At 53.4% G+C, this 24,351-nt stretch carries 25 protein-coding genes; 22 read left to right on the top strand and 3 right to left on the bottom strand.

The features are described 5' to 3' along the window. The first annotated feature begins 27 nt into the window (after positions 1-27). From ACI48J_RS22565 to ACI48J_RS22555, 3 genes are all read left to right on the top strand, one after another. Positions 28-249: a bacteriocin-type signal sequence gene (locus ACI48J_RS22565; RefSeq protein WP_009672156.1), complete on the top strand. Its 222-nt coding sequence runs from the start codon at positions 28-30 to the stop codon at positions 247-249. Positions 250-352: 103 nt separating this feature from the next. Continuing rightward, positions 353-1,873, top strand: a complete 1,521-nt coding sequence (locus ACI48J_RS22560; RefSeq protein ID WP_405080330.1) for a glycosyltransferase family 2 protein — start codon at positions 353-355, stop codon at positions 1,871-1,873. A gap of 179 nt (positions 1,874-2,052) precedes the next feature. Then, the gene (locus tag ACI48J_RS22555; RefSeq protein WP_405080329.1) at positions 2,053-3,504 is read left to right on the top strand and encodes an amidase; all 1,452 of its coding nucleotides are present in this window, start codon (positions 2,053-2,055) and stop codon (positions 3,502-3,504) included. 141 nt (positions 3,505-3,645) lie between these two features. Here ACI48J_RS22555 and ACI48J_RS22550 read toward each other — a convergent pair whose 3' ends face one another. After that, positions 3,646-4,740 carry a glycosyltransferase gene (locus ACI48J_RS22550; protein WP_405080328.1) on the bottom strand — a complete coding sequence of 365 codons (1,095 nt, stop codon included), beginning with the start codon at positions 4,738-4,740 and terminating at the stop codon, positions 3,646-3,648. A gap of 436 nt (positions 4,741-5,176) precedes the next feature. Then, positions 5,177-5,908, bottom strand: coding sequence for a FadR/GntR family transcriptional regulator (locus ACI48J_RS22545; RefSeq protein WP_405080327.1), 732 nt, complete (start codon positions 5,906-5,908; stop codon positions 5,177-5,179). Between the two features lie 203 nt (positions 5,909-6,111). Here ACI48J_RS22545 and ACI48J_RS22540 point away from each other — a divergent pair, with 203 nt between their 5' ends. The 10 genes from ACI48J_RS22540 (at position 6,112) to ACI48J_RS22495 (ending at position 14,911) form a co-directional block, all read left to right on the top strand. Continuing rightward, positions 6,112-7,527 (top strand): FAD-linked oxidase C-terminal domain-containing protein, encoded by a 1,416-nt coding sequence (locus tag ACI48J_RS22540; protein WP_405083271.1) that lies wholly within the window; start codon positions 6,112-6,114, stop codon positions 7,525-7,527. Then, positions 7,520-8,980 carry a (Fe-S)-binding protein gene (locus ACI48J_RS22535; protein ID WP_405080326.1) on the top strand — a complete coding sequence of 487 codons (1,461 nt, stop codon included), beginning with the start codon at positions 7,520-7,522 and terminating at the stop codon, positions 8,978-8,980. Before ACI48J_RS22540 ends, ACI48J_RS22535 begins: the two co-directional genes overlap by 8 nt. Before the next feature lie 225 nt (positions 8,981-9,205). Beyond that, complete coding sequence (locus ACI48J_RS22530) at positions 9,206-9,364, top strand: helix-turn-helix domain-containing protein (protein WP_405083270.1); 159 nt, start codon at positions 9,206-9,208, stop codon at positions 9,362-9,364. 199 nt (positions 9,365-9,563) lie between these two features. Then, positions 9,564-9,800, top strand: a complete 237-nt coding sequence (locus ACI48J_RS22525) for a hypothetical protein (protein WP_326057285.1) — start codon at positions 9,564-9,566, stop codon at positions 9,798-9,800. A 329-nt stretch (positions 9,801-10,129) separates the two neighbouring features. Beyond that, positions 10,130-11,476, top strand: a complete 1,347-nt coding sequence (locus ACI48J_RS22520) for a glycosyl hydrolase family 8 (protein ID WP_405080325.1) — start codon at positions 10,130-10,132, stop codon at positions 11,474-11,476. 144 nt (positions 11,477-11,620) lie between these two features. Further along, entirely contained in the window at positions 11,621-12,112 is a 492-nt protein-coding gene (locus tag ACI48J_RS22515; protein WP_405080324.1) for a DUF3221 domain-containing protein, read from the top strand. A 17-nt stretch (positions 12,113-12,129) separates the two neighbouring features. Continuing rightward, positions 12,130-12,684 (top strand): VanZ family protein, encoded by a 555-nt coding sequence (locus ACI48J_RS22510; protein WP_405080323.1) that lies wholly within the window; start codon positions 12,130-12,132, stop codon positions 12,682-12,684. Between the two features lie 124 nt (positions 12,685-12,808). After that, complete coding sequence (locus tag ACI48J_RS22505) at positions 12,809-13,621, top strand: M23 family metallopeptidase (protein ID WP_405080322.1); 813 nt, start codon at positions 12,809-12,811, stop codon at positions 13,619-13,621. A gap of 85 nt (positions 13,622-13,706) precedes the next feature. Beyond that, a complete protein-coding gene (locus ACI48J_RS22500; protein ID WP_405080321.1) occupies positions 13,707-14,447 on the top strand; it encodes a hypothetical protein in 741 nt (246 codons plus the stop codon). Between the two features lie 104 nt (positions 14,448-14,551). After that, positions 14,552-14,911 (top strand): hypothetical protein, encoded by a 360-nt coding sequence (locus tag ACI48J_RS22495; RefSeq protein ID WP_326057275.1) that lies wholly within the window; start codon positions 14,552-14,554, stop codon positions 14,909-14,911. Positions 14,912-15,931: 1,020 nt separating this feature from the next. Here the strand turns inward: ACI48J_RS22495 and ACI48J_RS22490 are convergent. Further along, the gene (locus ACI48J_RS22490) at positions 15,932-16,492 is read right to left on the bottom strand and encodes a hypothetical protein (protein ID WP_405080320.1); all 561 of its coding nucleotides are present in this window, start codon (positions 16,490-16,492) and stop codon (positions 15,932-15,934) included. A 70-nt stretch (positions 16,493-16,562) separates the two neighbouring features. On the opposite strand from ACI48J_RS22490, the gene ACI48J_RS22485 reads away from it, so the two are divergent. The 9 genes from ACI48J_RS22485 to ACI48J_RS22445 all read left to right on the top strand — a co-directional run bounded on the left by ACI48J_RS22485 (position 16,563) and on the right by ACI48J_RS22445 (position 24,341). Then, complete coding sequence (locus ACI48J_RS22485; protein WP_405080319.1) at positions 16,563-17,003, top strand: NTF2-like N-terminal transpeptidase domain-containing protein; 441 nt, start codon at positions 16,563-16,565, stop codon at positions 17,001-17,003. A gap of 158 nt (positions 17,004-17,161) precedes the next feature. After that, positions 17,162-17,626 carry a MarR family transcriptional regulator gene (locus ACI48J_RS22480; protein WP_326057273.1) on the top strand — a complete coding sequence of 155 codons (465 nt, stop codon included), beginning with the start codon at positions 17,162-17,164 and terminating at the stop codon, positions 17,624-17,626. 86 nt (positions 17,627-17,712) lie between these two features. Continuing rightward, positions 17,713-18,444 (top strand): pirin family protein, encoded by a 732-nt coding sequence (locus ACI48J_RS22475; RefSeq protein WP_326057272.1) that lies wholly within the window; start codon positions 17,713-17,715, stop codon positions 18,442-18,444. Positions 18,445-18,574: 130 nt separating this feature from the next. Beyond that, positions 18,575-19,201 carry a nitroreductase family protein gene (locus ACI48J_RS22470; RefSeq protein ID WP_405080318.1) on the top strand — a complete coding sequence of 209 codons (627 nt, stop codon included), beginning with the start codon at positions 18,575-18,577 and terminating at the stop codon, positions 19,199-19,201. Positions 19,202-19,265: 64 nt separating this feature from the next. Further along, positions 19,266-20,216 (top strand): ring-cleaving dioxygenase, encoded by a 951-nt coding sequence (locus ACI48J_RS22465; protein WP_326057267.1) that lies wholly within the window; start codon positions 19,266-19,268, stop codon positions 20,214-20,216. 2 nt (positions 20,217-20,218) lie between these two features. Continuing rightward, entirely contained in the window at positions 20,219-20,830 is a 612-nt protein-coding gene (locus ACI48J_RS22460; protein ID WP_405083269.1) for an alpha/beta hydrolase, read from the top strand. 181 nt (positions 20,831-21,011) lie between these two features. Further along, complete coding sequence (locus ACI48J_RS22455) at positions 21,012-21,623, top strand: flavin reductase family protein (RefSeq protein ID WP_405080317.1); 612 nt, start codon at positions 21,012-21,014, stop codon at positions 21,621-21,623. Between the two features lie 1,207 nt (positions 21,624-22,830). After that, positions 22,831-23,577 carry an ATP-binding cassette domain-containing protein gene (locus tag ACI48J_RS22450; RefSeq protein WP_405080316.1) on the top strand — a complete coding sequence of 249 codons (747 nt, stop codon included), beginning with the start codon at positions 22,831-22,833 and terminating at the stop codon, positions 23,575-23,577. Next, a complete protein-coding gene (locus tag ACI48J_RS22445) occupies positions 23,577-24,341 on the top strand; it encodes an ABC transporter permease (RefSeq protein WP_326052419.1) in 765 nt (254 codons plus the stop codon). The genes ACI48J_RS22450 and ACI48J_RS22445 overlap by 1 nt, the downstream gene beginning before the upstream one ends. Positions 24,342-24,351 lie beyond the last annotated feature (10 nt).

Below are 24,351 nucleotides of genomic sequence, written 5' to 3'. Positions count from 1 at the left end.
AACCTACTTCGGAAAGGAGAACTTACAATGAAAACACTCAAAAGTAACCACTCTTTCACCAAGCTGGATGAAACCGAAATGATGAACGTCAACGGCGGCGACTGGAGAGACCATGCGCGCTGGACGGCTGACTTCCTGCGGGGCCTCTTCTCGAATCCGCTCGGCTGCGGGCTCGGCGATGTGACCGGAGGCAACAGCAAACCGGCCAAGGGCTGCTCGCCTTATCCGGCGAAGAACAGCAACTGTTAATCAGAAAACGGGGCGGGGTCGGTATAACCGGCCCTGTTTTTTCATATCGCTATGCCGGGTAATAATCCCGGTATAAAGATTCAAGAGGCGGAGGAGTGAGCGGATGATTAACGCGGATCGGGATTGGCTGAACAAGTACAGGTATAATCTCCCTTTCTTTGAAAACCTACATAATGAGCTGCTTCGTTCCGCGGAAGAGTCCCGGAACCCGGGGCCGGAGCAGGCATTCGGAGAGACGCGCGCTCAAGCGGAGCCGGGGATGCCGCTCCAGTCCTCCGGGCCTGTCCATCCCGCGCAACCGTCAAGCGCGGACGGGCGGGTAGAGAATCTGCTCCGCCGGGTTGAAGAGCGGATTACCCTGCTGGAGAAGGTGAGGGAATGCTCGGATGAGCTGGTCTCGCTCATCGGAGAAGAGCCGCCCGGCATGCGGGAAGAAATAGCGGCGCTGAGCGGCGGCGAATACGGAGAGCGGCTCGAGAATCTGCTCCGGCCGGGACGGTCGTCGATATCGGTCGTCATTCCCGTCTTCAACGAAGAACGGTGTATCGCGCGCTGTCTCGACAGTGTGCAGGGGCTGGCCGACGAGATCATCGTCCTTGATACGGGCTCGACGGACGGCACGGTCGACATAATCCGCGGCGGCTACCCGCACGTCCGGATCGAATTTGCGGAATGGCAGGACGATTTTGCCGAAATCCGCAACCGGCTGAACGATCTGGCGGCCGGAGACTGGATCTTCCAATTGGATGCGGATGAAGCCCTGATCGGCGACGGGGCGGAGCTTAGAGCTTTTTTGCGGCTGTTCTACGATTATCCGGCCGAAGCGCTGGTCGTCTCACCCAAAATCGTCAACCATGACGGCGGAGAATTGACGCTGACCCGAAGAATTTACCGCCGGGAAGACGGGCTTCGATACTACGGCGTCATTCACGAGGATCTCCGGAGGGAGATGGATGAAAGAGGCGCGGATCTGCGGCATCTCATGACGAATTTCACGCTGTCTCATGACGGGTACGAGCCGAAGGTGATCCAGGCGAAGAACAAGCACGAGCGGAATATCCGGCTGGAAGAGCAGATGGTGGCGAGAGAGCCGGATAACATCCGGTGGCACTATTTTCTGGCGCGGGAAAAGCAGGAAGCGGGATATCCCGACCATGAAATCGTGGAAGGAATCCGCAAAGGACTCCGGCTCAGAGGAACGCGTACCGAGCCGGACCATTTTCATCTGCGCAGCCTGCTGCTTCTGGCCGGTATACTGGACAGACAGCCTCAATACAACGAACCGCTGAATGCCTTGGCCGAGGAAATCAACGCGCTTTATCCCGATTGCACCGACGGGCTGTACTATCTGCTTCTGCATGAATATACGGATGGCACTGGGAATCTGGTGACCCGGGCCGAATCGGGGTTAAACCGGCTGAAACAGCTGGAGCATCCGTATTCCCTGCTGCATCCCAGAAGCGATCATGTCACACGGCTGATCGGGGAGATATTTATGGCGGCCGGACTGTACAAGCGGGCGTTCCATCTCTATTCCCTGATCTCCGACGAAAGAATCCTCCAAGACCTCCGGGAGAGGCTGGGCGGCCTTCAGGAGGAGATAGCCGCATTTTTGGAAGGATGATACGAACAGCCGTATAAAAAAGGGTTCTGTGCCGGGGTAAGCTGCCGGCAAGGGGCCTTTTTTTCTATAACGAATCTTACGCTTGTAGGCATGCTCCCCCTTCTGGGATAATGGAATGATGAGAAGTACCGGGAAACAGCCGGAGCTAATCTTAGCGATGAAAAAGAGAGGGGAACCGCATGATGGCTATATTTGCGGAAGCAACCATTGCCGGGCTGCAGCATGCCATGGAGCAGGGAGAGTGCACATCGTTCCAGCTGGTCCGGTATTATATGGAACGGATCGCGGCGTTCGATCAGCAGGGGCCCGGCATTAATTCAGTCCTGGAGCTGAATCCGGACGCCCTGCATCTGGCGGAGGCGGCGGACGCCCAAAGGCGGCTCGGACAAGTCCGCGGACCGCTTCACGGCATTCCCGTCCTGCTTAAGGACAACATTCAGACGGCGGATAATATGCATACAAGCGCGGGTTCTGTGGCGCTCAAGGATCATTACGCCGGGGAAGACGCCTTCCTTGTCAAAAAGCTGAGGGAAGCCGGGGCGATTATCCTCGGCAAAGCGAACATGACGGAGTGGGCCAATTTCATGGCCGATGATATGGTTTCGGGCTACAGCTCCCGCGGGGGCCAGGTGCTGAACCCGTACGGGGCGGACCTGTTCGCCGGCGGATCGAGCACGGGGAGCGGCGCCTCCGTCGCCATCGACGTCACGGCGGTTGCCGTCGGAACCGAGACGTCGGGCTCCATTCTCAGCCCGGCGATCCACAACTCCGTCGTCGGCATCAAGCCGACGCTGGGCCGCATTTCGCGCAGCGGCATCATTCCGCTCGCGCACAGCCAGGACACCGCCGGACCGATGGCCCGGACGGTGGCGGACGCCGCCGCTTTGCTTAGCGTGCTCTGCGGGTACGACCCGCAGGATGCGGCGACAGGCAGCGCGGCCGGCCTGGAAGAGCCGGATTTTACCGTCCATCTGGACAAGGACGGCTTGAAAGGCGCGCGGATCGGCGTTCCGCGCAGCGAGCATCTGGACCCGCTCACCGACGAAGAGCGGGAGCTTTTCGAAAGCCTGCTGGAGGAAATCCGGGAGGCGGGCGCGGTCATCGTCGATCCGGTGGAGATTCCTTCGCTGGAAGAGCTGTCCGGTCACTGTTCGAAGGTGTTCTACTACGAGTTTAAGGCGGGTATCAACGCGTATCTGAGCAGGCTTCCGGACGTACTCCCTGTGCATACGCTGGAGGAACTGATCGCCTTTAACGAGGCTCACGCGGACGAAGCGCTGAAGTACGGGCAGCAGGTGCTGATCCGGTCGGAAGCCACTTCGGGCAAGCTGACCGAACCCGAATATCTGCTTCACCGGCTGGCCGATCTCCGCTTGTCCCGGACGGAAGGGATCGACTGCGCGATGCAGAAGCATCAGCTCGATGCGCTGCTGTTCCCGAACACGGCGGGCGACGAAATCGCGGCCAAGGCCGGTTATCCCTCGATCGCGGTGCCGGGCGGGTATTTGCGGAGCGGGATGCCTTTCGGCGTGATGTTCACGGGGGGAGCTTTCGCGGAGCCCGTGCTCATCAAGCTGGCTTACGCCTTCGAGCAGCTTCGCCCGCGCAGGAAGCCGCCGGTGCTGGGTTAGCGTCGGCGGAGGAAACCGCGGGAGCCCGGCTGTCCGGTCCGGGCGGTTCATGGGTTATCAATGAAGCCGGAGGGCTGATCGCCTTCAGGCGGCCGGGCTTCCGGGCTTCCGGCCGAGTAACGCAAACAAAACCCCCGCGGGTTAATCCGCGGGGGTTCCTTCTTTTCCGGCCAGCACGCTTTCGAGATAAGTCTTGTTGGCCAGAGCCTGGCGGTCGCCGGGACGGTACTCCAGCACCGTCTCGTTGTGCCGGTGCGCCAGCTCGTGCTTGCCGAGCCGGTCGTAGCAGACGCACAGCTGCAGATGGGGGAGCCAGGTCGAGCAGGCGACATGGGTCAGCGCCCACGAATCGGTATGCTTGCCCGCCTGCAAAGCGGCCTCGTACCAGTAGGCGGCAGTGCGGTAGTCCTTTTTCCGTAAAAAAACATAACCCAGCCGGCAGCAAAATTCAGCGCGTGGGCTTGCGTAGAGGAACGAGCGGAACACGCTGTCCAGCTCCCGCTTCTCGTCCCCGAGCGCGTGGAAACAGTCCGCCAGCCTGCCGCATGCGGAGATGTTGTCCTCGATCCAACCGTTCCCCGTCCCGAGAAACTCCTCGTAATAATGAATGGCCCGGTTGTACATCCGGTGGTCTTTCAACTCATTGGCGAAATAAAACAAGTCTCTCGGCGAGAAGGTTTCTCCCTGGGCCAGCCGGTTTTCGTAAATGCGCAAATTGCGGCCGCTGTCGTGGTGCAGGGCCCGGTGGGTGACGGCGATATCTGTCGTACGGACAATCCCGCGGACTTCCAGATATTCATGTACAGGTCCGTGCCAGAGAAAACCGCAGCTTCTCTTGACGAGGCGGTTGCGCCGGATGCTGGCGGATACTTGGCCGAATTCGTCAAAAGCCAGGTTGTAAACCATATTAACCGCATCCACGGAAGGTTCCAGGGTTCTCTTGAGCGCGGCGAGCTTGATCCGGTCCGGCTCCTCGAATACGTCGTCCGCGTCCAGCCAGAGGATGTACTCTTTTTCGGCCAGACTGAACGAATAATTGCGGGCGGCGGCAAAATCGTCGATCCACCGGAAATGATGGACGCGGTCCGTATACTCCCGCACGATGGGGACCGTCCGGTCCGTGGACCCGGTATCCACGATGACGATCTCGTCCACGAGAGCCGCCACGGACGCGAGACAGCGCCCGATATGGTCTTCTTCGTTCTTCACGATCATGCAAAGGCTGATGGTAGGCACGACAATCCCTCCCGAAGGTTGCTTGTAGCATCCTATTCAGCTTGCGGAAGGGTGTGACGGGCTGTCCGCCTGCCGGGACACCGCGCGCTGCCGCCTGCCTGGGCACGCGCTGTCGGCTGCCGGGGCAGGCACTGCCCCCTGGCGGAGAGAACCCGCAGATGTGAAGCGAGCCGTGACAGGCTGCGGGACGGGACATGAACCTATGGCTTTCGGGTTAGGAGCGTGACGAGCTGCGGGCCGCGACGTACATAATCGGGTGAAAAATCTTGCGGGGATTGCGGGCAAGGTCGTTCGGCAGCTAACAGGCTGGACGAAACCGGCCGGTAACCTGCCTGCACCGTAGCCGCGTGACGATCGCGAAGAGGGTTTGCCTTGCAAGCGTGTGCCTGCACGCCCAATAAAAATGCGACGCATGTACGTCGTCCGGCGGGGAAGTTTACCGGGACGGAACATCGGCGCCTTTTTCCCCGAGCACCTGCTCCACTTTGGTGATGTGCTGCTCCATTCGAGCCGAGGCTTCCTGCGGCTGCCTGGAGAGGATGGCATCGTAAATGGCCTGATGTTCGCGCAGCAGACGTTCCGCCGATGAGCGCTCGGCGTAAAACCAGAGCGCCCGCGTGTCTTTCATGCTGTCGTGCAGCTTCTGCGAAAGCGATGCCATCAGATCGGCCAGCACGGGATTGTGCGTGGCGGCGGCGATCTGCTCATGGAAGCGGACATCCGCCTGCTCGCTCAGCGCTTCGTCGCCGAGATGCTCCTCCATGCTGCGGAGGGTGCCCGAGAGCGCGGCGAGATCGGCCTCCGTCCGGCTGACGGCGGCAAGAGAGGCGCAGCCGGTCTCCAGCACCCGCCGGACCTCGAGGATGTGCCGCAGCGATTCGGCCCGGCCGACCCATTCCGGGCGCAGGAGGCCCGGATGCGGGGGCCCTGTGGGAAGCGCCTTGATGAAGGTGCCGCCGCCCTGCCGGATATCGAGCAGGCCCATGGCCTTCAGGACGCTCAGCGCTTCGCGGATCGTGGAACGGCCCACGCCGTACTGTGCGGCAAGGTCCACGACGGAAGAGAGGCGGTCGCCGACCGCGAGCCGTCCTTCCTCCAGCTGCTTCCGGAGATCGTTCAACACCCATTCATGACTTTTAAGCGGCCGTCCGTTCGTATTTACATCCATCTGTTAAGCCCCCGTATCAAAAATTTTATTTTCCGGCTTCCGGTTGATTTATTTTAGTGTATACTTAATTGTAAAGAAAGTCATCAGATGACCTGATCTATTAATGAAATTTTATTCAACTTCCAAACGGCTTCAGTAAGAGCAGTCGCATGGAAATGAAGACGTTTTCAGGACGGACCGATTTTATAAAAGGGGTGCTGAATTTGCTGAACGAACAAGTCAGACAAAAATTGATCGCCATTGCGGGCGCGGAAGGGTTCAAAGACGATCCTCAGTCGCTCGTAACCCATTCCTACGACGGGACGCCGATGCTCCAGTCGCTGCCCGACGGCGTGATTTATCCGGCCGATACCGCGCAGGTGTCGGCCATCATGAAGGTGCTCGGCGAACACCGGGTACCGCTTATCAGCCGTGGATCGGGGACGAATCTGTGTGGGGGAACCGTGCCTGTGCAGGGCGGTGTCGTGATGGTGATGCACCGGATGAACCGCATTCTGGAGGTGGATCTGGAAAATTTGACCGCTGTCGTGCAGCCGGGTTTGAATACGAAACAGTTTATTACCCATGTGGAGTCTTTGGGGCTTTTTTACCCGCCGGACCCGAGCTCCATGTCGATCTCCACGATCGGAGGCAACATTGCCGAGTGCTCGGGCGGGCTGCGCGGGCTGAAATACGGAACGACGAAGGATTATGTCATTGGCCTGGAAGCCGTGCTTCCGAACGGAGAAATTATCCGTACCGGCGGCAAGCTGATGAAAGACGTGGCCGGGTATGACCTTACGAAGCTGCTCGTCGGATCGGAAGGAACGCTGGCCGTTATAACGGAAGCGACCTTGAAGCTTATTCCGCCGCCGAAGGCGAAAAAGACGATGTTGGCGATGTACAAAGATTTGTACGGCGCGGCGCGCACCGTTTCGAAAATTATCGAGAGCCGGATCATCCCCGCCACGCTTGAATTTCTCGACAATCCGACCATCCGGGTGGTCGATGATTTCGCCAAGCTGGGGTTGCCTCTCGATATGGAGGCGATTCTGCTGATCGAGCAGGATGGCGACCCCGCCACGGTGGAGCGGGATATCGCGATGATCGAGAACATCTGCCGCGGCGAAAACGCGGCCCGCATCGCCGTCGCGGCGGACGAAGAGGAGGCGCTGAAGCTGCTGACGGCAAGACGCAGCGCGTTTACCGCGCTTGCAAGGCTGCGTCCGACGACGATATTGGAGGATGCGACCGTGCCCCGCTCCAAAATCGCCGATATGGTGATGGAGATTAACCGGATCGCCAAGAAGCATGACGTAACCATCTGCACGTTCGGCCATGCGGGCGATGGAAACCTTCACCCGACGGCGACGACGGACGCGCGCGATCCGGAGGAGGTTCACCGGGTGGAGGCCGCTTTTGAGGAAATTTTCGAAGCGGCGATCCGGCTCGGGGGTACGATTACCGGGGAACACGGAGTCGGCCTCGTCAAAGCCCCTTTCCTGGAGTGGAAAGTAGGCGCGGCGGGCATTGAGGTCATGAAGGGGATCAAGCAGGCGTTCGATCCGCTTAATTTGCTCAATCCCGGCAAAGTTTTCGCCAAAGAATCACGTAAAAGGGTGGTGATCGACCGTGGCTGAGAAAGCGGCATGCACCACGAGCAATCCGCTGGCACAGAAGCTGAAGCTCCGCCTGGACGAGGACCAGCTGACGAACTGCATGCGCTGCGGTTTCTGCCTGCCGGCCTGCCCGACGTTCCGCGAAACGGGCATCGAGGCAGAGTCGCCCCGCGGCCGCATCGCGCTCATGAAGGCGGTCGCGGACGGAATTATGGCGCCGGACGCCGCCTTCGAAGAGCAGATGAACCACTGCCTCGGCTGCCGGGCCTGCGAGCCGGCCTGCCCCGCCGACGTGAAGTACGGGCAGCTTATCGAGCAGGCGCGCGATGCGATCGAGGATCACACGGACAGTCACCGCGGCTGGGTGAAGCTTGCCCGCCGCACGGCGTTTAAGGCGGTATTCCCGAAGCAGAACCGGATGAAGCTGCTGGGCGGCGCGCTGGGATTCTATCAGCGTTCGGGGCTTCAGAAAATCACGAGGGGCAGCGGCATCATGAAGCTGTTCCCCGATCATATGAGGGAAATGGAACAGATTCTGCCGGAGTCGTCCTCGCGGGGCGTAATCGAGCGGATCGGCAGCCACCATCCGGCTGTCGGGGCCAAGATCGCGACCGTGGGGCTTTTCCGCGGCTGCCTGATGGACGTGATGTTCACGGAAACGAACGTCCATACGGTTGAGCTGCTTACGCAAGCGGGCTTCGAAGTGGTCATCCCCGACACGCAGAACTGCTGCGGCGCGCTTCACGCGCACAGCGGCGAGGCGGACGGGGCACGCTCGCTGGCCCGCGGCAACATCCGCGCCTTCCGGGAAGCCGGCGTGGATTATATCGTCTCCAACGCGGGCGGCTGCGGAGCCATCCTGACGGAGTACGACCATCTGCTGCATGAGGACGCGCAGTGGAAGGACGACGCGGCGTGGTTTGCCGCACGCGTCAAGGACGTCAGCGACCTGCTCGTCAACTTCGGCCGGGTGCCGAAATTCGCCGAGCCGGGCGGTCCGGCACCCGCCGGCGGCGGCACGACGGCCGCTCCCGCGGACATCGGCGCCGAGCTTGCGGCCGCGGGCGACGCGTCCGCGTGGCCGTCTGCCGCGTCCGCTGACGCCTCGGCGGCCGCGCCTTCCGTGCGCATCACGTACCAGGATTCCTGCCATCTGCGCAATGTGATGCGCTCCTCCGACGCTCCGCGGAAGCTTATGCGGCAGGTGGCGGGCGTCGAGTACGTGGAGATGTTCGAGGCCGACCGCTGCTGCGGCTCGGCGGGGATCTATAATCTGACCCAGCCGGATATGGCCAATCAGATATTGGATCACAAAATGGTCCACGCCAACGCCACGGATGCCGGATATCTGCTGACGAGCAATCCCGGCTGCCTGCTCCAAATGAAGCTGGGCAACGAGCGTCACGGGGACGGCAGCATGAAGGTCATGCATGTCGTCGATTTTCTCCATGAGCGGATGCTCGGGGACAGATAAGGCCGTCTGTGATTTTTAAACCCTTCGTTTATAAAGAAGGGTTTTTCTTTTTTTCTGCCGCGATTCGTTACCTGTTATCTTTGCCGAAATGCCGCCGGTACGCTTACTTATTAATGACGTGAATGATACAATGAACCCAACATCATGAATTACTGAGGGGAGAAATAAAGGTTGGCATACACCCGCGGGAACTGCCGACTTAGGCTGCTGCTTCAAAGGGCCGGGATGAAACAGGCTGAATTGGCACGGAGGACGGGCTATTCGAGGCATCAAATCTCCAATTGGGTCAACGATCGGGAGAAAATGTCTTTCGATGCGGCCGCCACAGTCGCTTTCACTCTTGGTTGCCATATGGAGGAGCTTTATGAATTCCATGAAGGATGAGCCTATGTCGGCTCTTCTCCGGTTATTTTGTATAGACATAACTATACAAATCGTGTATGATCAGAGTGTTGAGAATCCCATTTATTGTAAAGCGCCGGTGAATTAAGATTTCATCTCGACCGGTATTTTATGAAGGCGTCAAACGGTTTGGCCCCTCAATTTTACCAAAATAGAATTGAAAACTGGAGGCTTGAAAGAATTGGAGAAAGCATTTCAAGTGTGTGTCCTGCTTTTTAATCAAGCTAATGAATATCAGTTAACGGCAAAACTTTACGATTCCCTGGGATATAAAGGACAAGCCAAAAGGTACGCTCATAAAGCGGAAGCGTTTAATGAATCGGCTTATATCGTCCGTAGTTGTTTAGGTATCTCCTTTACGGATGTGATCGAAGCCGTATCTGCCGGCGAAGCTTGCCCGGAAAATAAGGAAAGTTAAATAACTTAGCATTTTTTACAATAGAATCATAAAACGATTCCTAAATTTTGGTTGACAAGGAAATTGAAAGCGCTTATAGTTTTAGTTAGGATTAAAACGCAGCAGCTGCCGCATTACTCTGAAAATCGCAATTTCGTTCACGAATTTGTTGGGTCAGGTAAGGACAGCTGTTTTTTTACGGTCAAAAGTTAAAGCGCTTTAACTTTTATGTACCGGACTGTGGAGTGTGGTCTGGCCGATGCGTTCCGGGAGGTGGTGGCCCGCGCGAATGGGCGGGGATGTTGCTGGTCCGATTCATACGCAGTGCAAATCAGAGAGGAGAATGAACGATGAAGAAAACATTACTGGGATTCACCGCATCCGCTTGTTTGTTATGCAGCCTGGTGGCCGCTCCGGTTATGGCGGGCGCTCAAGGTGTACCGGCCGCATCCGCTTCGGAAGATACCCTGGTACAAAGTCAGGCTGTTAACGCAGTCGCGGCAGCCGCCCTGAAACCGTTCCCTCAGCATGTCTCGTATACGTCCGGCACGATCAAACCGAACAATTATACCCAGGCCCAGCTCGATCAGCAGGTCAAAACGAAATATGACGAATGGAAATCGAGATACCTCGTCAAGCATCCGAAGATTTCAAACCAGTACTACGTATTTTATAATAAAGAAAAAATCGTAACGGAACCGAAGAACGTCGTTTCCTGCTCGGAAGGCCACGGATACGGCATGCTGATCACCGCTTATATGGCGGGTCACGATGCCGACGCCCAGACGTATTTCGACGGCTTATACCGGTTCTATAAGGCTCACCCGAGTTCGATTGATCCAGCTCTGATGGCGTGGCAGCAGGCGAAAGATTCATCGGGCAATATCGTGGACACCTCGGGCAGCGACGCGGCTACGGACGGCGATATGGATATCGCGTATGCGCTGCTGCTTGCCGACAAGCAGTGGGGCAGCTCGGGAACGGTCAACTACAAGAGTGAAGCCGTGAAAATTATCAACGCGATCATGAAGCGTGAAGTGCACGCGAAATATTTCCATTTGAAGATGGGCGATTGGGCTTCCGACAGCGATTCCAAATACGGTCCGGGCACGCGCCCTTCCGACTTTATGCTGAATCATCTCAAGACATTCAAGGCCGCCACAGGCAATGCCAACTGGGATAAAGTGTCGGACACGACTTACAACGTGATCAATACGGTGTTCAAAAATAACTCCCCGAATACGGGACTGCTTCCGGATTTCGTCGTGCGCAATTCGGACGGCACTTACGCGCCGGCGCCGGAAGGTTACCTGGAGGAGCCGACCGATAACGACTACAGCTGGAATTCCTGCCGGACGCCTTGGCGGATCGCGACGGACTACCTCATAAGCGGGGATACCCGGGCGCTGAGCCAAGTCCGCAAGATGAACAGCTGGATCCAGTCCGCAACCGGAGGCAACCCGGCCAAGATCGCTTCGGGCTACGAGCTCAGCGGCAAAGTGATCGAAGCGGATCACGCGATCGCGTTCACTGCGCCTTTTGCCGTCAGTGCGATGGTGGATTCGTCCAACCAGGCGTGGCTGAACAAGGTGTGGAGCGACATCGTGAACTCGCCGACCTCCGACAGCTACTATTACGACAACAGCATCCGCGTGCTGAGCATGATTATGGTGTCCGGCAACTGGTGGACGCCTTAACGATCCAAGAAAGATGCCCGATCCCGGGCATCTTTTTTTGTCCTTTTTTTCAGCAGGGAACAATATCCGACGGAAAGGAAACTTTTTTAAAGAAACGGAGTCTGTAAGGATGTGGAAGTAAATGGATAGAATAGGAGGCCGTTTATGATCCGAAACATCCTTCTAGTTATTTTGTTGCTTGTCTGCCTGCCGGGATGTATAGAAAGTCCGGAACAGGCAAAAGGCACTTTTACCGGATATGTAGTTCAAAAAGACAAGGAGGCGAATCGGGCGCTGCTTGTGAGCGATACGGAAAGGATATCGAACGATGAAAGGTACGATGCGGAATGGATAGCGGGAATTGCGGATCAAGTTAATGTCGGTGAAAAAGTTACGGTTGAGACTATAGGGATAATCATGACGTCCTATCCGGGACAAACAAGCGGAACCTTCCTTTCTAAAGAAAAATCGGAGAAGCCTGAAGGCGCGGTTATGGGGCCTGAAGAGGCGCTTCGGAAAGCGTTCGAACAGGAAAAGAGCATGATCCCGACGGTGAAGAAAGTTTTTTTTAACAAAGAAAAGAACATCTGGAATGTAACTCTGTATGACAACAGCCTCTATAAGGATATCGAGGTTGTTATCGCGGATCGTGAATAGTTTGGGAGGAAGTGTGGATGCTTTGGGATTTCGACGCTTCGACTGTGCTGCTGGCTTTCCTTGTGCTGATCGTTCTACTCGTTCGGCTGAAAAGCAAGCATAATCGCAGCTATTTATATCTGTTTCTTTATGCCGTTTTTTATATCTATATCGTGAACGTGCTCCGCTACACCTTGTTTCCGATACCCTTATTCGTCGGGGAGCAGAATGTGTTTCGGTTTTCCTATGACATTAATCCGATCGGCTTCATCCGCTGGGACGAAGCGCAAATTTACAACAATATTTTGCTTTCGGTTCCGTTCGGGTTCGGGCTGCCTTTTCTCCGGAAGGTGAGTTTTAAACGTATGATTCTGGCTGGAGTCAGGTTCGGCTTGGCAATCGAGGGCGCCCAGTTGGTTCTTTCCCTGCTTATCCGTGCCGGATACCGGACGGTAGATGTGAACGATGTGCTGCTGAATTTTACCGGCGTTATGGTCGGGTACGGATGCTACCGTTTGTTTGCGGCCATAGTCCGTGGGATCAGTCCGGATAAGAAGAGAGGGCTCGCGGCTTTGCTGGACACCGCTGTATAAATTTTATGAAAATTTTAGCTGATAAGGCTCAAAACATATTGGAAATATATCTAAAATATCTTGATACAATTGTATTTTATGGTACATTTGTAATTGAATGTAATTAATTGATTTGGAGGCGAATATGAAAAAGACACTTTTATTAGCTTCATCTGTTGCTTTACTGTTCACAGGAGCTTTGCAAACTACCGCATTAGCAGTAAATGCTTCTTCAGAAAGTCACAGTGGATTTGTAAATCCACAGTTTGATCCTAGTAACCCCTATTCAAATTTTTGGTGGGGTTTTCCTTTGGCTGGTAGCCAACATACGATTACCTCGGATTACGGCAACAGGCCAGGCGAGTTTCATAAGGGAATTGATTTAAGAGCTAAATTCATTAATGTTTACGCTGCACAAAATGGAACCATATTGGGAGCGGGTAACTGGGGTAGCAATGGTGGATTGTATATAATCTTACAAACTGATAATACTGATCCTGATTCAGGTAAAAAAATTATTGCAAGATATCTTCATTTAAGCGAACAAAATGTTAAAAGTGGGAGAGTAACCAAAGATCAAATAATAGGAGTATCGGGGAATTCTGGCGGGGTAGACCCACATCTTCACTTTGATGTAAATAATGCTGGTAAATATACTGGTTTAACTCAAGCAGATATGATTGATCCAAAGATTTTTTATCCCTATCCTCGCATTACTTTTACCTATCTCAATGCTTTATTCTCCGCAGAAGATGTAGGAACATATGAAGTCGATGAAGATGAAAATGATGAATTATTCTTTGATAATGCATTGATAGATTTTGTTGGAAGAGACAAATTTGAAAATTGGAAGAAAACAATTGAGAAAGATGAAGTAAAACTTTCTAATTTCAAAGAATACTTTGAAATATCAAATGAAAAGGAACGAGAACTTAAATTAAATTATTATGGAATTTAGTACTCTGACACCAGAAAGCAATGGTTTTCTGGTGTTGCTGTCATGTTTATTACTCATCTAGGTTTACAGAAAGGGTTGAAATGTAATGAAACAACATAAGTTTATGGTTCCATTGCTAATCATGACCTTAGTCATTTTTACAGGCTGTGAACTAAAAAAACAGGAGGATCAGCCGCAAGCTCAAAATTCTACATCCGATGATAAGGCACAGACTAAAATAGAACTGGCAAATCGCCAACTTGAAATAGCTAAAAAATTAGCCCCGGTTGAGCGAATAGGATCTTTATCCACTGCAACCGAGTTTTTGACTGACTTTTATCCCCAACTCTTTTGGCAAAAGGATGAAGAAGCACTATTTGAAACTTACGCCCGCATCACTTGGCATACTTCGGAAAAGAGCAAACAGGCTTTTAAAACGAAAATAGAGAAGCAGCCCGATTTTCAAGTGTTGAAAAATTTATATAAGGAAAAAGTACTGCCATTAAGTGAAAACGATCCTTTTCCGCCGTTCAGGAATATAAAGATGGATCTTAATTATCAACCAGGGGATAAACAAAGTGAGGGTTTTTACCATATTCATACTGTGTATGAACTTTATAAAGATAACAAAAGTTTTCAAGTCCCTGTCACCTTATTAATTCCTGAAAATAACGAGTTCTTCAGTGAACTTTTTGCTAATGTGGATGAGAGAGAGCAAGTTGATTACGGGATTCCAAGTGAAAAATTGGATCAAATACAAAAAGAAATCATGCAATTATTAGTTGGCAATCGGGCAAGGCTGCTAACAACGGAAGAGAATAAAATATTGTTAGAATCGATTAAGTAAGGCGAATTGTTCTGTTTGGTATCACAAACTTTTATGAGAAAAGGAAAGTAAAATAGAGTAAAATAAAGCTGGAAAGATAATAATGTGGAGGGACGGACCCGATTTTGAAAGTAGAAATGGATCTTTACAACGATTGGATTGAAACGGTGAAGGAAATATTCCGCGGTTCGGGAGCGCCTCTGCCGCAGAATTGGAGTGCCGAAGAGGTCGGCCGCGAGTATTATCTCCAGACTTCGCCGTCCGAAGAGGAAGCGGAGGAGCGCCGGAAGGCAAACGAGCAGAGACTGACGGATATGCAGCGGACGCTGCTGGACAATATGGAAACGGTCGTCGTGCCCGATATCCGCGAGAAAACGGGCTATGGCGGCAGTCACTTCCGCTTCCGCTGGATTTATTCGCAAGGGGAGCATATCGTGGAAGAATGCTCGCAGTACCGCATCCCGCTGGGGCCTTCGCCGGAGTGAAAAGTAATTTCTTAAAATGCCCTTACATATGCAAGGGCATTTTTGGGTTGAATCATTGTTTATGCTTTTTGAGAAAGTTTAGTTATTGGCCCAGTCGTTTAGGCAAATACCCGAATACAGTGAGGGGAGAAGTTTACACATTTAAGAAAAGTGGTTTGCTCAATGTATGCTTATTCCTATGTTGACCCATATGCAATAAGGCAAACACCTCCGGGTCTTCTTCCTTCTGCTTTTGCTCCTCATATTGGACAAAACATAGATGCAAGCATTCCTGCTGTTTTTCTGGTGATAAGCGCATCTTCGTTCACCGCGGAGAGGGATTTATTTGGAAGAGACCTTGTTACTTTTGTATATCCGACTTTTGATGGTATAGGTAGTCCTATTACTTGGATATAGGTTTATGTATTCACTATGTGTTACACTTAATGTGTTTCGTAAAGAAACATAATGCGTTGCATATGTGTTGCACTAAGGTAACTTAAAATGTCTTAAAGACACCTTATGCATCATAACGTATTGTTGTAACATTATGTATCACAACCCGTTTAAGGGTAAAAAAAAGAATCTTTATCGCTGGAACGATAAAGACTCTAAGAAGCTATAGGTTCAAGTTGCGTAGATCTACCTGGCGCCTGACAAATTAATTTAAACATGAAAGCTCACTTCAGTTCCTCAACGAAAACTGATTGAATATTAATTTAGAGTTGGCTCTGTTATCGGGGGCCATCTCTTTTGCTATGCACTTTTCGGTAGATGCCAATCAGCAGAATAATGATTACAAAACGTGATGATTTTGATGAATTGCTAATAGAAAATGGCCTTGAACCACGTTTCTCTGAACGAAGAGGACTCTGAATTAGAACTCCTGATTGATGATTCAGGAAACAAAATTAGAAATAGCTACCGCTCGCTGTTTCCGTTTAGAAGATGATTAATTCGGGATTGAGGACAAGCAAGAGGAACTTCGGCGCGGAAATTAAAAAAGAAAAAGGTACGCATTCCGCGCACCCCTCTTTTTATCTAATTAATGTCGTAAACTACACCTCTTCCAGAGATAAGTTGCTGATAAACTTCTGAGCCAAGCCAGAAGAAATAATCACCAGAACCATCACCTGACCAAACACCTGAACCCCATGTTCCCGCGTAAGAATGTTTATATGTTTTTGTACCTAGATTTTTATTGAAAATCGGACCTTTTTTGTACAAGGTTATTTGGTAGTTGCCATCTGACCCGGATGAACGTTCTGCGAATGAATCGATTTCGAGAGTTACACCGCTGCTATAAAATTTCTTTGAATCAATACCAGTTCCAGATACACCACTGAATGTGAACTCATAAATTTGTGTATGGTCTGGATCACCGGCAGGAATGAGTGTATTTGTGAAACTGTTAGGAACAAAATGTTTAGCAGGAAGAGCATTTCCATTGAGAATGTCAGCTTGTGCATTAGCTCTGTGTTCTGGTTTAGCTGGGTTATCGCTTGGTGTTAGATGGTCTGCCGCCATTGCTGGAATAGCTGATACACTGAGTAAAGAAAGAGATAAAATTGCTGTGGTCACTGTTTTTTTCGAAATTTCCATCTACCTTTTTTTGTGGTATATTTATCCAAGAGTAAGTATACTCTAAGTGAGGGGGTGAATGGAATAATTTATGAAAAAAATAAAATTTGTGGCAATTATTTCAGCAGTGATTTTTCTTGCTGTTCTATTGACAGCATTTAAGTTTCCACTTGCTAAAAGTTCTAGCGTCAAAGAGGAAGCGAAAATCACTTTGCAAAAATACGTGGAAGCCATGAACAAAAAGGATATTGATACTGTCAATCAGCTATTAGATGACCGGGACTACACGGATAAAAAATTGCAAAAAGAGTTCTATCAACGTGAAATTCAAAATATTAAGTCTCTAGATGTTTCCATACGAGAGATTCAGCAAGAATCAAACGAAAAAGTGAAAATTAAAACCACAGTTAAATTAGTTGAGAATACAAGTGGTGAGACCGTACAAGACCACACTTTTACGATGATCCAAACTAATGAGGGTTGGAAAGTTCTACGTCTTCCGGGAAGCCAAGATGAAAATAATCAAAAATGAACCGATCTTTTATGGTCGGTTTGTTTTTTTGTGATTGTTTGATGTTAAGAAGGTTAAACAATGGAAAATCAACTTGACACCTCTTTCGAAGAGGTGTATATTTATCTTAAATTAAAGATATTTAAATTTGAGATATCAACGGAACGGCGGTGAACCCCATGCAGGAACAGGACAGCACTTTGGTAAATGAAGAAACCGACTTGGCGCTTAAATTGTTTGTCGTCCTTTCGAAAGCCCAGAAGGTCATTATGGACCGCGCGGTCAAGGATATGAAAAGACACGGCTTGTCTCCTTCGGAGTTCGCCATACTGGAGCTTTTGTATCATAAAGGAAAATTTCCGCTTCAGCAGATCGGAGACAAGATTCTCGTAACCAGCGGAAGCATCACCTACAACATCGACAAACTGGAGAAGAAAGAGCTTCTGAGACGCGTCTCGTGTGCAAGTGACCGCCGGGTGACTTATGCGGAGATAACGGAACAGGGTACGGAGCTGTTTAACGATATTTTTCCCGAGCATGCCGAGGTTGTGAGAGCGAGTATGGGCGGATTGACGGCGGAAGAGAAGAAGCTGGCGGTCGGATTGATCAAAAAGCTGGGCACGGCGGCTCAAAAACAGAGCTGAAAATTTTTTTGACAACTATCTTAAAATTAAGATAATCAAATTTAAGATTTCGAATTGCGGCGATTCGGATGAGGGGAGCGGTTCTCATGATCAAAGTATATGGAGCACTGGCGCGCATTACGAGAAATCACGGCTGGCTTTATACGAGCCACAGTTTTTCATTCGGCGGGTATTTCGATCCGGGGAATACGGAATTCGGTCCGCTGAGGGTGTTCAACGATGACCGGGTGCAGCCGCTTACAGGCTTCGGTTTCCATAAGCACGAGGAGATGGAGATTGTGACGGTGGTGCTCCGGGGAGAGCTTCAGCACGAAGACACGCTGGGCAACAAAACAGTCATGCGTGCGGGAGAGGTCCAACGGATGACCGCAGGGACCGGCATCGAGCATTCCGAGACGAATCCTTCGGCTTCGGAAGAAGTGGAGCTGCTCCAGCTCTGGTTTACCCCGGATGAGGAAGGGCTGACCCCTTCCTATGAGCAGGCTTCCTACGACCTGGGCGCCCGGCGTAACGAATGGGTCCCCGTCGTAACGGGGAGGCAGCGGGAGACCGCCGCAGGCGCCGACGGTGACGGGATGAAGCCGGCCCGTATTCATCAGGATCTGACGCTCTATCTGGCCGAGCTGGAGCCGGGACATACGCTGACTTTCAGCCAGAAGCCGGGGAGACGGATGTACGTCTTCGTCATCGAAGGCTCCGCCACGGCGGACGGCGCTTACAAGCTCTCCCGCAGGGACGCGGCGCGCATTACGGAGCAGGAGCGGCTCGACCTGCATTCGGAGACGGGAGCCCGTCTCATGCTGATCGACCTGCCGTAAGCGGTCTTTTGTCCGGCATATTACCCGCAAAAGAAGCCGCGGCGCGACCGACACACATTTCCCGCAAGCATCCGCTTGACGGTTGATATAGACGCAAACTTACCACTGCCGAAATAGAGGAGAGATTTTCATGAATGAATTCGAAACGGTATTAAAAGAACGCAGGTCGGCCACCAAATTCGTGAAAGGTGTCGAGCTGCCGGATCAGGAACTGGATGCGATTTTCAGCCTGGTCAAATATACGCCGTCGGCTTTTAATTTGCAGCATGCGCATTACGTGGTCGTGAAAGATCCGGCGGTAAAGGAGCGGGTGTATGAGGCCGCTAACAAGCAATACAAGGTAAAAATGGCGTCGGCCGCGATTCTGGTGCTCGGTCATATGGACGCCCATCACGAGGCCGGTAAGATCAACGAAGGGCTGCTGAATCTGGGCGTGATCAACAAGCAGGAGTATGACCAGACGATTGAAGCGGTCACGGCATTTTACGAGGACAGAGGTGAAGCGTTCAAACGCGACGAAGCGATCCGCAACGCGAGCTTGTCGGCGATGACCTTCATGCTGGCCGCCAAAGACAGAGGGTGGGACACCTGCCCGATGATCGGCTTCGATCCGGACGCGATGCGCGAAGCGCTGAACATCCCGGACCGGTATGTACCGGCCCTTCTCATTGCCATAGGCAAGGAGGACGTTTCCGGCCAAAGGCCGCGGGGCTACCGCAAGCCGGTCGGCGAATTCGTAAGCAGGGACTCGTTCTGAGAAGCTCCCGACTAATTTTCTCCTGTAAAGCCAACCTATATTAAAACCGAAGAGGTGCTGAATCATGACGAAAAAAACAGCAGGCATTCATCATATTACCGCTTTTGTAAAAGACGCTCAGGCGAACGTTGATTTTTACGCCGGTGTGCTCGGTCTGAGACTCGTGAAAAAAACGATCAACTTCGATGCGCCGGAAGTGTATCATCTGTATTTCGGAAATGAATCGGGAAGCCCGGGCACGGCTATTACATTCTTCCCTTGGGCAACGTCGCGCAAAGGCCGTATCGGAGGCGGACAGGTCGGCATCGTGACCTATGCGGTTCCCCAGGGAGCTCTGCCTTTCTGGAAAGAGCGGCTGCGGAAGCTGGATATTCCGTTCCGGGAGACGAAGCGTTTCTCGGAAACGTACATCCAGTTCCAGGATAAGGACGGCCTGGAGCTTGAGCTGGTGGAGCGCGCGGAAGGAGCGGAGAGCAAATGGTCGTTCGGCGGCGTGCCTGCCGACAAAGCGATCAAAGGCTTCGGCGGCGCGGTACTGTACAGCCTGAATCCGGACAGCACGATGCATACCGTTGAGCATGTGATGGGGCTGACAAGAACCGCCGAAGAAGACGGCCTGGTCCGTTTCGTATCGGAGGGCGACATCGGCAACGTGGTGGATATCAAAAAAGACGTGGTGCCTCAAGGTTCGGGCGGATCGGGCACGGTCCATCATATCGCTTGGAGGGCCAAAGACTTCGAAGACCACGAGGACTGGAGAGATCATGTCCAGACGAACGGCTTCCAGCCGACGCCGGTAATCGACCGTCAGTATTTTAACGCGATTTATTTCCGCGAGGCGGGCGGAATCTTATTCGAAATCGCGACGGATCCTCCGGGCTTCACACGCGACGAACCGTTCGACGCGCTGGGCGAAGAGCTTGTGCTGCCGGAGTGGTATGAACCTCACCGGGCGACTATTCAGAAAGGACTTCCTCCTATCGAAGTCCGTGTATTGGAGGCGGATAAACAATGACGATGAAGCATGTGTACCGCGAAGGAAGCAATCCGGCGGCGCCTGTCCTGGTCCTTTTCCACGGGACGGGAGGGACCGAGCGCGATCTGCTTCCGCTGGCCGAGCGCATTTCGCCGGAATCCTCCGTGCTGAGCATCCGGGGCAACGTGCTCGAAAACGGGATGCCGCGCTTTTTCCGCAGGCTGGCGGAGGGGATATTCGACGAGGAAGATCTCGTATTCCGCACGGAGGAGCTTTACGGATTTCTGAACGAGGCGGCGGAAAGGTACGGATTCGACCGCGGCAATCTCGTTGCCGTCGGCTACTCCAACGGGGCGAACATTGCGGGCAGCTTGCTTTTCCATTACAAGCAGGCTTTGAAAGGGGCGGTCCTCCATCATCCGATGGTGCCCCGCAGAGGTATCGAGCTGCCGGATTCCGCGGGTCTGCCCGTCTTTATCGGAGCGGGCAAGAACGATCCGCTCTGCACGCCGGGCGAGACGGAGGAACTCAAGAATCTGCTGGAATCGGCGGGCGCCGAAGTGGACATTCACTGGGAGAACTACGGGCACCAGCTGACGGGATCGGAAGTAAACGCCGCGGCCCTCTGGTTTGCGGAACATTTTAAGGGCTGAGGCTGCGTACGAGGCACCGGTCAGGATCGCGGCGGCGTAACGGGAGAATCCAGCGGGGAGGGAAGCGCCGGCTAACGGAACTCCCTCGTAGGTCAGTACCCCGCCTGACGCAACTACCACGCCGGCGTCATAGTACCCTGCCCCACGGAAGCGGAGGCGGGCGGGAAAGGAGAGAGCGAATATGATTGAGATCGATCCGGAAAGCCAGAGCGAACGCGAGACGTATAAGCTGCTGATCGGGAGCATCATTCCCCGGCCGGTCGCGTTCGTGACGACGCTGTCCACAGAAGGCGTCGTCAACGCGGCGCCATTCAGTTACTTCAACATCGTGGCGGCAAACCCGCCGTTGATTTCCGTCTCCGTTCAGCGGAAGAACGGAGAGCCGAAGGATACGGCGCGCAACGCACGGGATCTGGGCGCGTTCGTCGTTCACATCAGCGACGAATCGTACATCGGCGCGATCAACGCGACTGCGGCCGGGCTGCCGCCGGATGAGAGTGAGATCGAGCTTGCGGGACTGACGCTCGTCGAGAGCGGCAAAATCGCCGTGCCGGGCGTATCCGAAGCGAAGATCCGCATGGAGTGCGTGCTGGAGCGGGCGATCCCGCTCGGCGGCATCGAGTCGGCGCCGGCCTGCGATCTGCTGATCGGCCGCGTGGTCCGCTTCCACATCGCCGACGAGCTGTACAGCGGAGGGCGCATCGACCCGGCCGCGCTCCGGCCGGTCAGCCGGCTCGCCGGCAGCAGCTACAGCAAGCTCGGCGAGATCTTCTCGCTGGAGCGGCCGGAGTGAGCGGGGATGCCGCGGCAGACGGGTGGCGGTAACAGCCGCACCCGGGCCGCCGCTCCGCTTTAGACGGCCGAAGGCAACCTTCGTTGACTGCGACGCCACACTGCAAGCACGCTGGGAACTGTACGTGGTGAGAAGTTAGAGCGGGGTAAGTCTTTGGCGGCGGAAAGCTCTGGTGGATATGCGAGCTTTTGAAATAAAGCGCAGCAGGGACATTCGCTGGACGAAACCCTGTAGATGAAAGATTGACTTCCGCTCAACCCGGAAACGGTGATAGAAAACATAAAAAGCTGCGGTCTTTGCCGGGAATACCGGAGAGGTCGCAGCTTTTCTTTTGCACGGGATTTACTTCTGGTTAAAAGGTCATTGACATGTTTTCGCCAAGTAACACATGAAAATAGGTTTGTTTGCATTTCTTTTTTGCGAAAGCGGCTACATTTTATCTTTGACTTACATGTAAATTATTGGTAATATTTAATGGTAATGACTACTAAAGATTTCTAAGATCTTTAATTTACGAAATAAGTAGTAAAGCGGTGGTGATGCTGTGAAAACTCGCACCCAAAGAACACTTCTGACCGTCCCTTTTGTGCTTGCAGTCATTACGATTGCAACAAGACTTGACTTTTACTATGATTCAAACATGACTATTCGCTTACTTGCTGCATTCCTGGTTGCTTTTCCGGCTGGATATTGGGCGGCTGGAGGATCAAAAGAAGAGTAGGTCAGCACTCCATACATTAGGCAATAAATAAAAGCCCCGTCCAATTGGATGGGGCTTAGTTGTTTATATGTGGTTCATTAGCTGGCACTCTCTGAAAAGGCGGTGTAGTTCCATAAACTTGTTCATTTTTGACCTCGCAGAGGGGGGATGTTAAGCAGCCTGTCGTTTATAAGGAGCAGCCTGTTCCGGCTCCTTTCGCGAACTGTTTAGTTGATGAGCTTCATCATTAACGGCCTATGTATATTGAGGCGGATATCAAGTTCATTTCGGGACGGTCCGGTCTGCCTGTCGAACGCTGCACGGATTTTTTTCTCTTATGTTTAGAAAAGAACGGGTTAAGGTGAGGTTGAAGTGCGTCTCCAACGTTTCCTCCGGAACGATGGCTTTCCCTCCGTGTATTTTCGTCCGGTCCGTCCCGGGCTATAATGGGGGATAACGACTAGCGGATGCTTGAGGCGTTTGCTTTGCGGCAGGGAGGGTTACATAGTGGGTACGAGGCTGATTTTGCACGGTATTTCAAAAAAACGGCACGACCGTCCCTCCGATTACTTGTTCCGGGACATTTCGGCGGAGGTGGGAGAAGGGGAACGGGTTGCGGTGATCGGGACGTCGGGGCAGGGGAAAACGACGCTGCTCCGCATCCTGGCCCGTCTCGACCGGCCGGACGAAGGTGATCTCCGGCTTCACGGCAAGAGCGCCGACGAATGGAAGCCGCAGGAGTGGCGTAAAAAAATATGCTACGTCGCCCAGCAGCCGGTTATGCTGCCGGGCAGCGTGGAAGAGAATTTGCAGACGGTGAGCAGACTGCACGGAACCCCGTTCGACCGCGGACTCGCAGAGCGGTATATGGCCGCGCTCGGCCTCGAGGGGCTGGACTGGGCGAAGCAGGGCGGAGATTTGTCCGGCGGCGAAAAGCAGCGGACGGCTCTCGTCCGGGCTATGCTCCTTCAACCGGACGTGATGCTGCTTGACGAGGTAACGGCGTCGCTCGATCCCGGCAGCAAGAGGGCGGCCGAACGCCTGCTCGTCGATTGGTCGCAAAGCGGCGGCACGTCGCTTGTCTGGATTACGCATGATCTGGAACAGGCGGCTCAAACGAGCGAGTTCGTATGGTTTATGGACGAAGGGCGGCTGATGGAGTCGGCGAAGACCGGAGAATTCTTCGGGGGGCCTTCGACCGAGCAGGCGCGCCGCTTTATTTCGCGTCTGGACCGGGAAAGGGAGGAGCGCTGATGTCCAATCTTGCGCTGGCCAGCACATTGGTGTTTGTGGCCGTGACGATTTTGCTGTCCATGAGGCAGAAGCTGGGGCTGGAGAAAGAAATTATCGTCGGCACGATCCGCTCCGCCGTGCAGCTCCTGTTTGTCGGGTATGTGCTGCATATGGTGTTCGATGCCAAGAACCCGCTGTTTATGGTCTTAATCGTGGCGGCGATGATATCGGTCGCTACCTGGAACGTGGGCAAGCGGGCCAAGGAGATTCCCGGCATCAAAACCCGGATCGCCCTGGCTTTGGCCTGCACGGAAGCCGTGACGATGTCGCTGCTCCTCGGTTTTGGCATCATCGAAGCGATTCCGCAGTTTATTATCCCGATCAGCGGAATTACCATCGGCAGTTCGATGATCGTGGCGGGTCTTTTTCTCAATGCGATGAAAAGGGAAATGGAAGCCGCCCGCGGAGAGATCGAGGCTCTGCTTGCCTTGGGCGCCACCGCGAAGCAGGCGATTCACGCGTCGATCAAACGGTCGGTCCGCTCCGGCATGATTCCGACGATCGACGGTATGAAGACGACGGGACTCGTCCAGCTTCCCGGCATGATGACCGGCATGATTGCGGCCGGAGCCGACCCGGTGGAGGCGGTGCGCTATCAGATTCTGATCATGTTCGTGCTGTCTTCGGCCGCGGCGCTTACCGCCATGCTGCTCGGTTTGCTCAGCGCGCCGCTGTGGTTTACGGGAGACGGGCGGCTGAGGGTGCCGGACGCGAAAAAACTGTAGGGGGAGGCAG

Source organism: Paenibacillus chitinolyticus, assembly GCF_045038035.1.
Taxonomy (GTDB): domain Bacteria; phylum Bacillota; class Bacilli; order Paenibacillales; family NBRC-103111; genus Paenibacillus_F; species Paenibacillus_F chitinolyticus_A.
The sequence above is the reverse complement of the archived record's forward strand: the minus strand, read 5'-3'. Positions and strand labels throughout refer to the sequence as shown.